Source organism: Frankia torreyi (assembly GCF_000948395.1).
Taxonomy (GTDB): Bacteria; Actinomycetota; Actinomycetes; order Frankiales; family Frankiaceae; genus Frankia; species Frankia torreyi.
In genome coordinates, this window is record NZ_JYFN01000030.1 from 42,464 (window position 1) to 55,130 (window position 12,667).

The 12,667-nt window shown below is 73.2% G+C and carries 11 protein-coding genes; 10 read left to right on the forward strand and 1 reads right to left on the reverse strand.

What is annotated here, in order from left to right:
• Positions 1–95: 95 nt before the first annotated feature.
• From FF36_RS18495 to FF36_RS18540, 10 genes are all read left to right on the forward strand, one after another.
• The gene (locus FF36_RS18495; protein ID WP_044886359.1) at positions 96–938 is read left to right on the forward strand and encodes a COG4705 family protein; all 843 of its coding nucleotides are present in this window, start codon (positions 96–98) and stop codon (positions 936–938) included.
• 205 nt (positions 939–1,143) lie between these two features.
• A complete protein-coding gene (locus FF36_RS18500; protein WP_110431473.1) occupies positions 1,144–1,995 on the forward strand; it encodes a COG4705 family protein in 852 nt (283 codons plus the stop codon).
• Between the two features lie 157 nt (positions 1,996–2,152).
• Complete coding sequence (locus FF36_RS18505) at positions 2,153–2,830, forward strand: DedA family protein (protein ID WP_044886360.1); 678 nt, start codon at positions 2,153–2,155, stop codon at positions 2,828–2,830.
• 179 nt (positions 2,831–3,009) lie between these two features.
• Positions 3,010–3,846, forward strand: a complete 837-nt coding sequence (locus FF36_RS18510; RefSeq protein ID WP_044886361.1) for an undecaprenyl-diphosphate phosphatase — start codon at positions 3,010–3,012, stop codon at positions 3,844–3,846.
• A gap of 146 nt (positions 3,847–3,992) precedes the next feature.
• Positions 3,993–4,409, forward strand: coding sequence for an ester cyclase (locus tag FF36_RS18515; protein ID WP_199865432.1), 417 nt, complete (start codon positions 3,993–3,995; stop codon positions 4,407–4,409).
• Positions 4,410–5,265: 856 nt separating this feature from the next.
• Positions 5,266–6,456, forward strand: a complete 1,191-nt coding sequence (locus tag FF36_RS18520; protein ID WP_044886362.1) for a thiamine pyrophosphate-dependent enzyme — start codon at positions 5,266–5,268, stop codon at positions 6,454–6,456.
• The gene (locus FF36_RS18525; RefSeq protein ID WP_044886363.1) at positions 6,453–7,439 is read left to right on the forward strand and encodes an alpha-ketoacid dehydrogenase subunit beta; all 987 of its coding nucleotides are present in this window, start codon (positions 6,453–6,455) and stop codon (positions 7,437–7,439) included. Before FF36_RS18520 ends, FF36_RS18525 begins: the two co-directional genes overlap by 4 nt.
• Before the next feature lie 4 nt (positions 7,440–7,443).
• The gene (locus FF36_RS18530) at positions 7,444–8,925 is read left to right on the forward strand and encodes a dihydrolipoamide acetyltransferase family protein (protein ID WP_044886364.1); all 1,482 of its coding nucleotides are present in this window, start codon (positions 7,444–7,446) and stop codon (positions 8,923–8,925) included.
• Positions 8,926–9,064: 139 nt separating this feature from the next.
• The gene (gene pheA, locus FF36_RS18535; protein WP_044886365.1) at positions 9,065–10,009 is read left to right on the forward strand and encodes a prephenate dehydratase; all 945 of its coding nucleotides are present in this window, start codon (positions 9,065–9,067) and stop codon (positions 10,007–10,009) included.
• A gap of 374 nt (positions 10,010–10,383) precedes the next feature.
• Positions 10,384–11,331, forward strand: a complete 948-nt coding sequence (locus tag FF36_RS18540) for a ParA family protein (protein ID WP_044886366.1) — start codon at positions 10,384–10,386, stop codon at positions 11,329–11,331.
• Between the two features lie 25 nt (positions 11,332–11,356).
• Here the strand turns inward: FF36_RS18540 and FF36_RS18545 are convergent, their stop codons facing one another.
• Positions 11,357–12,610: an FAD-dependent oxidoreductase gene (locus FF36_RS18545; protein WP_095212152.1), complete on the reverse strand. Its 1,254-nt coding sequence runs from the start codon at positions 12,608–12,610 to the stop codon at positions 11,357–11,359.
• Positions 12,611–12,667: the final 57 nt, after the last annotated feature.

Below are 12,667 nucleotides of genomic sequence, written 5' to 3' on the forward strand. Positions count from 1 at the left end.
TCCTCACACGCGCTGCGTGATGTTCTGCAGGCGGTACCCTCGTCGGCTCCGCCGCGGCAGACCAGCCCCTGTCCCCCACCCGGAAAGAGCACTCGATGCGGTCGAAGTCCCACCGCCGGATCCGTGGCCGTGAGCCCCTCGCGCCCAAGGTCCCCGAGATCACGGCCCTGTTCTGGGTCATCAAGATCCTCACCACCGGGATGGGTGAGGCCACCGCGGACTTCCTCGCCGGGGTGAACCTGGTGCTGGCGGCGGCGATCGGCCTGCTCGGTTTCGTCGCCGCGCTCTGGCTGCAGTTCCGGTCGCGGCGCTACCAGGCGCCGATCTACTGGTTCGCCGTGGTGATGCTGGCCGTCTTCGGCACCATGGCCGCCGACGGCCCGCCGCTCGGCCACGTCGGCACGACGATCTTCTATGCCATCGTCCTGGCCGCGGTGTTCTACCGGTGGCAGCGCAGCGAGGGGACGCTGTCCATCCACAGCATCGTCACCCGCCGCCGGGAGACCTACTACTGGTGCACCGTGCTCGCGACCTTCGCGCTCGGCACCGCCCTCGGGGACCTGACGGCGAGCACGCTGCACCTCGGTTTCCTGCCCTCCGGCATCATGTTCGCGGTGATCATCGCCCTGCCGGCGATCGCCTGGTGGCGGTTCGGGCTGTCCGAGGTCGCCGCGTTCTGGCTGGCCTACATCGTCACCCGCCCGCTCGGCGCCTCGTTCGCCGACTGGCTCGGCAAGCCGCACGACCGCACCGGGGTCGGCCTCGGCGACGGGGTCGTCAGCGCCATCGCCACCGTCCTGATCGTGGCTCTCGTCGCCTACGTCGCCGTCACCCGCCGCGACATCCAGCGCCATGAGGTCCCACCCGCGGTCATCCCGGAGCCCACCCGACCGGAGGTCCCGCAGGACCGCGCGCTGCAGCCACGGACCGACTGGTAGCACGGACCGACTCATAGCACGGACCGGCCGGTCGCGACGCCGGCCGGTCCGGGTGGCGCCGTCCGGATGCTCGGCCGAAGCGGGCACTTTCCGGCGTCTGTGACGGTCCGGCTTCATGCTCTTCACATCCGCGGCCCCTACCTTGGGTGCATGAACAGTCACTCGGAGCACGTTCTCGGATCCCGGCGCGGCGGAGAGTGCCGCGATGGGTCCTGAGGATCCGGCGCCGGCGGCGCCCGCTCCGGCGGACGGCGCCCCGCCCGCCGGGGTCCCGGGGCAGCGGCGCCGGCCGGGCGCCGCCGCCCGAGCCCTGCCCGCGGCCAGCAAGATCCCCCAGGTCACCCTGCTGTTCTGGATCACGAAGATCATCGCGACGACCCTGGGCGAGACCGGCGGCGATCTGCTGGCCCAGACCATGAAGGTCGGCTACGCCGCCAGTTCGATCATCTTCATCGCGTTGTTCCTCGCCAGCCTGACGGCCCAGGTCCGCGCCGACCGTCTGCATCCCGGGCTCTACTGGACGGTCATCCTGGCGACCAGCATGGCCGGGACCACCATGTCGGACTTCGCCAACCGCACCCTCGGCCTGGGCTATCCCCGCGGCGCGGCGATGCTGCTCGCCCTGCTCCTGCTGCTGTTCGCGGCCTGGTGGCGCTCCGGACACACCTTCGACATCACCCGGCCCGTTACCTTCCGGGGCGAACTGCTCTACTGGACCGCCATTCTGCTGTCGAACACGCTGGGAACCTCGCTGGGCGATTTCCTGTCCGACAGCTCGGGCCTCGGTTATGCCGGCGGAGCGGCGCTGATCTGGTCCCTGCTCGCGGTCATCGCGGTCGCCTGGTACAGCCGCCGCCTCCCGACCACGCTGCTGTTCTGGTCGGCCTTCGTGCTGACCCGCCCGATGGGCGCGACCCTGGGCGATCTGCTCACCAAGCCGACGGCCAAGGGCGGCCTCGCCTACGGCACCGCCGGCGCCTCGGCGATCCTGTTCGGCGCGCTCGTCCTGCTGGTCGTCCACGGATACCGCCGGCAGGCCCGCACCGCCGCGCGGTGAAACGGACCGCCCGCATTCCCGGCCGCCCGCCTGCCCAGCCGGGAATCGACGCTCACACGGCCTTCACATCGTCGTCCCGGCAGGGTGGGGGGCGGCGGGTCGGTGATCGGTCTCTCCCGCTGCCGTCGTGTCGCCGCCCGGGTGAGAGGGATCTGTCGTGTCCAGCGATATCGCGCTGAATATTCTCGATCCGTCATCGATCGTGTCCTCCGTCGGACTTCTCGGCCTGATGGTCGTCATCTTCGCGGAGACCGGTCTGTTCGTGGGATTCTTCCTGCCGGGTGATTCGCTGCTATTTCTCGCCGGGGCCTTCTGCGCCGGCGACGCGGCCGCGTCCGGGCCCCACCTGCACCTGCCCACGGTGCTGCTCGGCACCTGTGTCGCGGCGGTCGCGGGAGCGCAGACCGGCTATCTCGTCGGCCGGCGGGCCGGGCCGCGGCTGTTCGACCGGCCGAACTCCCGGTTCTTCCGGCAGGAATACGTCGAGCAGGCCCGCGGGGTGCTCGACAAGTACGGATTCGGCAAGGCCGTCCTGCTCGCCCGGTTCGTGCCGGTCGTCCGGACGTTCCTCAATCCGCTGGCCGGCGTCGTGCGGATGCCGGTGCGGGTGTTCACGACGTTCAACCTGATCGGCGGGCTGCTGTGGGCCGCCGGAGTGACGCTGCTCGGCTACGCGCTGGGCCAGACCATCCCCATCGAGCGCTACATGATTCCGGTGTCCCTGGTGATCGTGGTGCTGTCGGCCATACCGGTGCTGCGCGAGTACCGCGCCCACCGCCGGGCGCGCACCGGGCAGGCACCCGGGGGGGTCACATCATCCTCACACGACCAGTGATCTACCATGCTGCCGGTCAGGCTCCGCCCGCCCGCGGCAGCGAGCCCGGGCCAGTGCCGCATCCCAGACCTGTGCCGCCGTTCGAACCGGCGCCGCCTCCCGGACCCGCGCCGCATCCCGGGCCGAGCACCGCATCCCGGGCCGAGCACCGCACCGAGACCAACTAGGACAGCCATCACGTGAGCGCGATCAGCGTCGGACAGTCCATCATCCTCGGCGTCGTCGAGGGACTGACCGAGTTCCTCCCGATCTCCTCCACCGGCCACCTGAAGATCGCCGAGGGGCTGATGGACATCCAGGTGGACGACAAGGCGGTCGTCGGCTTCACCGCCGTCATCCAGGTCGGCGCGATCGCGGCCGTCCTCGTCTACTTCTTCGCCGACATCCGCCGCTTCGTCACCGCCTGGGGCCGTGGCCTGGCCAACCCGGCGGCGCGGGCGAACCACGACTACACGTTCACCTGGTGGGTCATCTACGCGACGATCCCCGTCGTCCTCGTCGGGCTGGCCGCCAAGCCCCTCATCGACGGACCGCTCGCCTCACTGTGGGTCGTCGCCGCCTCACTTCTCGCTGGCAGCGCGCTGATGTGGTTCGCCGACCAGTACGGCCGGCACAAGCGCGGCGAGGACGACATCTCGCTGCCCGACGCCATGATCGTCGGAACCTCGCAGATCCTCGCCCTGCTCTTCCCGGGCTTCTCCCGATCCGGTGCGACGATCTCCACCGGTCTCATCCGCGACCTCGACCGGGTCGCCGCCACCCGGCTGTCGTTCTTCCTGTCCATCCCGGCGCTGACCGGCGCCGGTCTGTACGAACTGAAGGACGCCGTCGGCGGCGGCGTCTCGGCCGCGCCGCTCGCGGTGGGCACGCTGGTCTCCTTCGTCGTCGCGTACGCCTCCATCGCGTGGCTGCTCAAGTACGTCGCCCGGCACAACTTCAACGCCTTCATCCTCTATCGCATCGCCGTCGCCGTCCTGCTCGCCGGCCTGCTCGCCGGGGGCGCGATCAACGCCTGACCATTTGCCGTCCCGGCTTCCTTCTGTCCCGGCTTCCTGCTTGTCCCGGCTTCCGGCCGGGCCGCCGAGGTGTGGCCGCGGGTACGATCGGGCACGTATTCCCGCGGTACACACATTGCTCCTGCTGCCGAGACGGGTGAGGCCACGTGGCCGAATCGGGCTCCAACACCGAGCGCATGCGTTCCTTCGTCGAGCTGGTGCAGGGTCAGGGCAGGGCGGACCTCGTCGAGGAATTCGTGCACACCGACTTCCGCAATCACACGGCGAGCCCGGGGCAGAGTCCCGACCGGGACGGTGTGCGCGTGGCCACCGAGGCCCTGCACGCGGCATTCTCGGACTTCCAGGTCGAACTCCTGCACTGCATCGGTGCGGGCGATGTCGTCTCCACCCACAAGGTGTTCCGTGGTCGGCACACCGGCGAGTGGTTTGGCGTTCCCGCCTCCGGCCGGCCGGTCGAGTTCGCCGTCATGGACCTCACCCGTTACCGGGACGGGCTCATGTTCGAGCACTGGGCCATCGCCGACGCGCTGACGCTGCTGCAACAGACCGGGGCTCTCGGCTAGCCACCTCCCTCGCCGGCACCTGCCGTCGTCGCCTTCTCCGCCGATCCGCCTTCTCCGCCCTATCCGCGCGCCCTCTCGACCGCGGCGGGGAGCCGGCGGATCGAAACCTCACCCCCGTTGACAGCTGGGCATGCCGCAACTTCGAGGGCTCGGCCGAGGGACGCCGTAATGGCCGTTCCGCCACCATTCCACCGGTCTCGACCGCGCCCACAGCCTCCTTTCTACACGACGTAGAAGGTGGGCCGCGCAACAAGTCACGCCGCACAGTCAACCCAAGGTGATTATCGCCACGATCCAAGTGTCGACCGGCGGTGGAAAATCGATCGCAGAGGCCGGCCACAGCGCGGATGCGGACTCCAGGAATGCACCGGAGTCCACCCAGAGCGAAGTAGGTGAGCGGAGACGGATCGTGACCACCGACGGCACCCGAACCGGGCCTGCCGGCGAGCCGGACCCTCTCGGGCCGGACCGCACGCTGCCACGGCGTCCTCCGTCTGACCCTGCCCGGTGTCCACCCGGACGCCGCCTGGCAGCAATCGCGGCGCAGGCCGTGACGCACCCCCGAGCCATGGCACGCCCCTGAGCCGTGGCGCCACCCCAAGCCGTGTCGCAGCCCCGGGACAGGACGCGGCACAGGAGCAGGACACGCCGGCGCGTCGCCAGGCCGCGTACTGCAGCGAGGCCGCCGCGAGGCCGACAGCGCGAGGCCCGGTAGCGCGACGCGGGAAGCCCGCGACGGCCCCCGCCGGGGCAGCGCCGGCCTGGGCAGCGCCGGCCTGGGCAGCGCCGGCCTGAGGCAGCGCCGGCCTGGGCAGGCAGCCATCCCCCTTCCACCACCGAGTCCCGAAGGTGGCCCATGACCGTCCTCGACGACAGCACCGCACCCGGCCTCGTCGGGCCCCCGCACTCCCACGGCCCGCGCCGTGACCCCGCGCCGTTACTGCCCGATCCCGAGCCGGTGCGCATCCTCGGCACACCGGCGGCCAAGACGTTCGACGCCGAGCTGCAGCGCGATCTGTACCGCCGGCTGGTCCTCGGCCGCCGCTTCAACCAGCAGGCCACCACGCTGACCCGGCAGGGTCGGCTCGCCGTGTACCCCGCGTCCACCGGCCAGGAGGCCTGCCAGATCACCGCGGCGATGGTGCTGCGGGAGGTGGACTGGCTGTTCCCGAGCTACCGCGACACCCTCGCGGTGGTGGCCCGGGGCGTGCGGCCGCTGGACGCGCTGACGCTGATGCGTGGGCACGCCCACAGCGGCTACGACCCGTACGAGCACCGGATCGCGCCGCTGTCGACGCCGCTGGCCACCCAGGCGCCCCACGCGGTGGGCCTGGCCCACGCCGCCCGCCTGCGCGCGGCGACGGATCCCGCCGCGGCCGAGGACCTGGTCGCGCTCGCCCTGGTCGGCGACGGCGGCACCAGCGAGGGCGACTTCCACGAGGCGCTGAACTTCGCCGGGGTGCTGGGCGCACCCGTGGTGTTCCTCGTCCAGAACAACGGCTACGCGATCTCCGTGCCGCTGGCCAGCCAGTCCGCGGCGCCGTCGCTCGCCCACAAGGCGGTGGGCTACGGCATCGCCGGCCGCCTGGTCGACGGCAACGACGCGCTGGCGATGCACAGCGTGCTGTCCGCGGCGGTCGAGCACGCCCGCTCGGGCCGCGGACCCGTGCTCGTCGAGGCGGTCACCTACCGGCTGGACGCGCACACCAACGCCGACGACGCGACCCGCTACCGCAGCGCGGCCGAGGTCGACGCCTGGCGGGCCCGCGACCCGTTGACGCTGCTGGAGGGGCATCTGCGCGCCGCGGGGCTGCTCGACGATGCGGGCGTGGCCGCCGCCGCGAAGGCAGCCGAGGTCCTCGCCGGCGAGATCCGCGCCCAGTTCGACAACCCGCCGGATCCCGACCCTGACTCCCTGTTCACCCACGTCTACGCGCGGCCGACGAGCCAGTTGCGCGAGCAGGCCGCCGAGCTCGCGGCACGCCTCGACGCGGACGCCGACGCCGCCCTCGCCGCCGCCACGGACGCCGAGGACGAGGCCCGATGAGCACGACGATGGTGGCGGCCCTCAACGCGGCGCTGCGTGACTCGCTGCGCGAGGACGCCAGCGTCCACGTCCTCGGCGAGGACGTCGGCACGCTCGGCGGTGTGTTCCGGGTCACCGACGGGCTGGCCGCCGAGTTCGGGGCGCAGCGCTGCCTGGACACCCCGCTGGCCGAGGCGGGCATCCTCGGTACCGCCGTCGGCATGGCGATGTACGGGCTGCGGCCGGTCGTGGAGATGCAGTTCGACGCCTTCGCCTACCCGGCGTTCGAGCAGGTCGTCTCGCACGTGGCGAAGATGCGCAACCGCACGGGCGGACGGATGGGCCTGCCGATCACGATCCGGGTGCCGTACGGCGGGGGCGTCGGCGGCGTGGAGCACCACAGCGACTCCAGCGAGGCGTACTACGCGCACACCCCCGGCCTGCACGTCGTCACCCCCGCCACCGTCGCCGACAGCTACGGGCTGCTGCGTTCGGCGATCGCCTCGGACGACCCCGTGGTCTTCCTGGAACCGAAGCGGCTCTACTGGTCGGCGGCGGACTTCTCGCCGGCCGAGGTCTCGACGGCCCAGGTGCCGCCGATCGGCCGGGCGATGGTGCGCCGGCCGGGTACCTCGGCGACCCTGCTGACCTACGGCCCGTCGCTGCCCGTCTGCCTGGAGGCGGCGCAGGCCGCCCGGGCGGAGGGCTGGGACCTCGCGGTCGTCGACCTGCGCTCGCTGGTGCCGTTCGACGACGAGACGGTCTGCGCGGCGGTGCGCGCGACCGGCCGCGCCGTCGTCGTCCACGAGGCGGCGGGCTTCGCCGGCGTCGGCGCGGAGATCGCCGCCCGGGTCACCGAGCGGTGTTTCCACCACCTCGCCGCCCCCGTGCTGCGGGTCACCGGCTACGACATCCCCTATCCCCCGCCCATGCTCGAAAAGCACCACCTGCCCAGCGTCGACCGCATCCTCGACGCCGTCGCCCGACTCCAGTGGGAGCAGTGAGCCCGTGGCCGCGGTACGCGCCTTCGCCCTTCCCGACCTCGGTGAGGGGCTGACCTCCGCCGAGGTGGTCCGTTGGTTCGTCGACGTCGGGGACGTCATCACCGTCGACCAGCCCGTCGCCGAGGTGGAGACCGCCAAGGCCGTCGTCGAGGTGCCCTGCCCCTACGCCGGCGTCGTCACCTCGCTGGCCGGCCCCGCCGGCACCGGCGTCCCCGTCGGCGCCGCGCTGATCACCGTGGCCGTCGACGAGCCGGCGACGGCCCCCGCGGCCCCAGGTTCCGCCGCCAGCTCCGGATCGGGGACCGGGTCCGGTTCGGGGTCGGGGACCGGGTCCGGTTCGGGGTCGGGGTCGGGGTCGGGGAACATCCTCGTCGGCTACGGCGTCAGCACCGAGCCGTCTCGGCCCCGCCGCCGACGGGTCGGCACCATCCCGACCCCGCGGCCGGCGATGCCCTCCGGGCCGTCCCGATCGTCCGGGCGGTCCGGGTCAGCCGGGTCTGCGGGATCGGCCGGGTCTGCGGGATCGGCCGGGTCTGCGGGATCGGCCGGGTCTGCGGGATCGGCCGGGTCGGCGAGACTGGTCGGCTCGTCGGAGCCGTCGGGGTCGGCCGCGCGGACCGCGGTCGCGGTCGTGTCGCCGCTCGTGCGCCGCCTCGCCCGCGACCACGGCGTCGACCTGCAGGGGCTGGCCGGCACCGGCCCGGGCGGGTTGATCATGCGCCGCGACGTCGAGGCCGCCGTCGGGGACAGGCAGGCCCCCGCGCCGCACCCCGCCGAGTCCGATGCCACCGTCGTCCCCCTCGACGCGATCGGGCGGCGGGCCGCGGAGACGTTCACCCGCAGCCGGCGCGAGGTGCCCGACGCCACCTGCTGGGTCGACGCCGATGCCACCGGCCTGCTCGCCGCCCGCGACGCCCTCAACGCCGGCGGTGCCGAACCGAGGATCGGGCTGCTGGCGATCCTCGCCCGCGTCTGCGTCGCCGCGCTGCTGCGCGCGCCCGAGCTGAACTCCTCCGTCGTCACCGACACCGGCGGCCGCGCCACCGGCGTGCGCCGCCACGGCGGCGTCCACCTGGGGTTCGCCGCGCAGACCCCGCGCGGGCTGGCCGTGCCGGTGGTGCATCACGCCGAGGACATGTCCACGGCCCGGCTGGCCGCCGAGCTCACCCGGCTGACCGCGGCCGCCCGCGGGGGCCGGCTCACCCCGGGCGAGCTGACGGGTGGCACGTTCACGCTGAACAACTACGGCGTCTTCGGCGTCGACGGGTCCACGCCGATCATCGCTCACCCGCAGGTGGCGATGCTCGGGGTCGGCCGGATCGTCCCCCGGCCGTGGGCGGTGGACGGCGCGCTGGCCGTGCGCAGCGTCGTGCAGCTGTCGTTCACCTTCGACCACCGGGTGTGCGACGGCGCCACCGCCGGGGCGTTCCTGCGCTTCGTCGCCGACGCCGTCGAGGACCCCACCGCGCTGCTGCGCCACCTCTGAACCCCGTCCGCGCCACCCATCCTCGCAACCCCATCAGCACACGACCAGCCATGCAGCACACGACTCGCCACGCAGCACACGACCTTCCACGCAGCGCCCGACGACGGGCGCTGCCCGATCCGGTCCCAGGAGGTCTGACTTGCCTGCCCAGGCCCGCTACACCTACCTCGGCCCCGAGGGGACCTTCAGCGAGGCCGCGCTACAGACGCTGCCGGAGGCGGCGACCGGCGAGCTGGTTCCCTCCGCCTCCGTGACGGCGGCGCTGGACGCGGTACGCAGCGGCGACGCGGCCGGCGCGCTGGTGCCGATCGAGAACTCCGTCGAGGGCGCCGTGACCACCACGCTCGACGAGCTCGCCACCGGCAGCCCCCTGATGATCTATCGGGAGGTGCTGCTGCCGATCAGCTTCGCCCTGCTCGTGCGGCCGGGCACCACCCTGGAGGACGTCAAGACGGTCACCGGCCATCCGGTCGCCCAGGCCCAGGTGCGCCGCTGGCTCGCCGCGAACCTGCCGCACGCCGAGTGGGAGTCGGCCGCGTCCAACGCCGAGGGGGCGCGCCTGGTCCGCGACGGGCGCTTCGACTGCGCCTTCGCCGGGGAGTTCGCCGGCCGCCTCTACGGCCTGGAGGCGCTGGTGACGGACATCAACGACGCCGCCGACGCCACGACCCGCTTCGTCCTGGTCGGCCGCCCCGGCCGCATCGCCGCGCCGACCAGGGCGGACAAGACGTCCGCGGTGGCGTGGCTGACTGAGAACCACCCCGGCGCGCTGCTGGAGCTGCTCCAGGAGTGGGCCGTGCGCGGGGTCAACCTGATGCGGATCGAGTCCCGGCCCACCGGCGAGGGCCTCGGCCAGTACTGCTTCTCCCTCGACGCCGAGGGGCATGCCAGCGATCGCCGGGTCGGTGAGGCCCTGATGGGGCTGTACCGGATCTGCCCGAAGGTGCGCTTCCTCGGGTCGTATCCACGGGCCGACGGGGTGGCCGCGTCCGTACGCGCGCAGGTGTCGGACCGCGAGTTCGCCGCGGCAGCCGATTGGCTCTCCCGCTGCCTGGACGGCCGCGGCGACGAACGGGAGCCGTGACCGGCCGCGCAGGGGCGCCCGATACGGCCACCGCACCGGCCGGAAGGGGCCTGTCCGCACCGGTCCCACACCGCCGGGGCGGGCCGGCGCGCAGGACGCCCGGCGCCGTCGCGCAGGGCTCGCGCGCGGCTCGGCGCCGCCGGATCGGGCCGTGGGCCCATCGCCCGATCCGGCCACCCCGCGAGCCGGGTGGACCGGCGCGGCGGGCCGTCGCGGCGGTGTTCTTCCCGGGGTTCTTCCCGGACCACGGGACCGAATCCGCGGCGGCCGTAGTCTGCTTGTGAGCCGGACACGGAGCAGTTGCCGGTCCGGCCAGGCACGAGGAGACGTCACCGCGCGGTCGGGCGGGGCGCACGACCGGGAGCGAGGATGCGGTGAAGGTCGTGGCGATCGCCAGCTACAAGGGCGGGGTGGGCAAGACGACGCTCACCGCGAACATCGGCGCCGCCATCGCCCGGCTGGGCCGGCGGGTCCTGCTGATCGACCTGGACCCGCAGGCGAACCTCACCTTCTCCTTCTACCAGCCGGAGGTCTGGCGCACCGAGCTCGCCGAGCACCGCAGGACCGTCAAGGCGTGGTTCGAGTCGTGGCGGCCGGAGACCCTGCCGCCGCCGCTGGCCAGCTACGTGACGACCCCGCCGGTCGTCGCCGCCGCCGTCGCCGAGCGCGGCGGCACGCTGGACCTGCTTGCCTCGCACCTGTCCCTCGGCGACATCGAGATGAACCTCGCCGCCCACCTGGGCGGGGCGCAGGCGCACCGGTCCACCCGCCACTACTTCGACGTCTACCAGCGCCTCGCCACCGGGCTCGCCTCCCCCGGGATGGGCGGCTACGACCTGGTCCTCATCGACTGCCCGCCGCACTTCGGGGTGATGACCCGCGCCGCGATCGCCGCCTGCGACCACGTGCTCATCCCCGCCCGCCCGGACAACTTCTCCGCGCTCGGCATCGAGCACCTGCTGGGCAAGCTGCGCCGCTACGTCTGGGAGTACAACCGGGTCGCGGACCTGCAGTCCGGCGTGCATCCCGCGGCGAAACGCCTCGAGCCGCGCGTGCTCGGCGTCGTGCTCATGATGGTCCAGTACTACCGCGGGCAGCCGACCAGCTTCCTGCGGCCCCACATCCACCAGGCCGCCAGCCTCGGGGTCCCGGTGTTCGAGTCGATGGTCCGGTTGAGCACCCGCAGCTTCGCCGGCGCGGCCGAGACCGAGCTGCCCGCCGTGCTCAACCCGGACGCGCCCGGCGAGGTGGTCGGGGAGCTCGTCGACGTGGTCGAGGAGTTCCTGCGCCGCCTGGCCGCCGACGTCCGCTCGACCGCCTGAGCCCGGCCCCGGCGGCTCTGGCGGGTCAGGCGAGGGCGAGGGTGGTGAGGATGTCCGGGGAGAACGCCGCGGCGGACGGCGCCCAGGGGCCCGCGTGGACGGCACCGAGCGCGGCGCCGAGGTCCGGGCGCTCGCGCAGCAGCCTCGTCATCCGCCGGCGCTTCGCCGCCCGTTCGGGCAGGCCGAACGCGGACAGCAGATCGGTCAGCGCGGTGGCGAAGCGCAGCCGCGCCATCCGCTCGCCGCGTTCCTCGGCGTAGCCGCGCAGCGTCTGCGGGGTCCAGGTGGGGGTGTCGAGCAGGGCCTCGGCGAGCACCCGGGTGTCGCGCAGGGTGATGCTCAGCCCCTGGGCGGTGACCGGGTTGCTCCAGCCGGCGGCGTCGCCGAGCAGCGCGATCCCGGGCCGCAGCGGGTTGTCGGTCCAGGCGTCGGTCATGGGGAAGGTCGCGCACGGCCCGGCCGGGGTGGCCTCGGCGAGCGCGTCGGGGCACGGCAGCGCCGGCGAGCGGTACGCCGCCAGGAAACGCGCCACCCGCTCGGGCCCGTTGAACCGCTCGGGGTCGGTCGCGTGCCGGGCGATGTAGAGCCGGATCAGGTCGGCTCCGCGGGGCACGACGACGTACTGGTTGCGTCCGTCGACGCCGAGCGTCGTCTCGGCGCGGTCCCACGCGCCGCCGTCGTCGACGAGCAGCCCGGTGAGCATCACCCGCGGGGTGGTCACCGTGATCGGAATGCCGAGCGCCGTGCGGGTCGCGGAGTTCTTGCCGTCGGCGACGACGACCAGCCGGGCGCGCAGGGTGTGGTGCGCCCCGTCCAGCTCGTAGGTGACCGAGGGCGCCGGGCCCGGATCCACCGTGGAACGCCCGACCCCGCGCACGACGGTCGCGCCGGCCTTGACCGCGGCGGTGGCCAGCGCCTCACGCAGCTCCGGATGGCCCACGCCGATGATCCCCGGGGCTCCGGGCACGGCCGTGGACAGGTCCATCGCGGCGGCGCGGGCCCGTTCGACGGTCAGCATCTCGTCGTAGGGCACCATCCGGCTGATCACCGACGCACCCTCGGTGCCGAGCACCGTGTCGCCGAGGCCCAGTTCGACGGCCTCGCGGAACCCCCACGGTGCGATCGCCTCGCCGCGGATCTGGTCGCGGTAGACGCGCTCGCGCTCCAGCACCGTGACGCCCAGACCCGCCGTGGCGAGGCGGACGGCGAGCGCGCAGCCGCCCACCCCGCCCCCGATGACGACGACGTCGTTGTCCATGTCGGCCTCCCTCAAGGTCATGTCCGGGACGATTTACTATGGCATAATGACGGCGGGGACGGTCCAGGGATCTAGAGA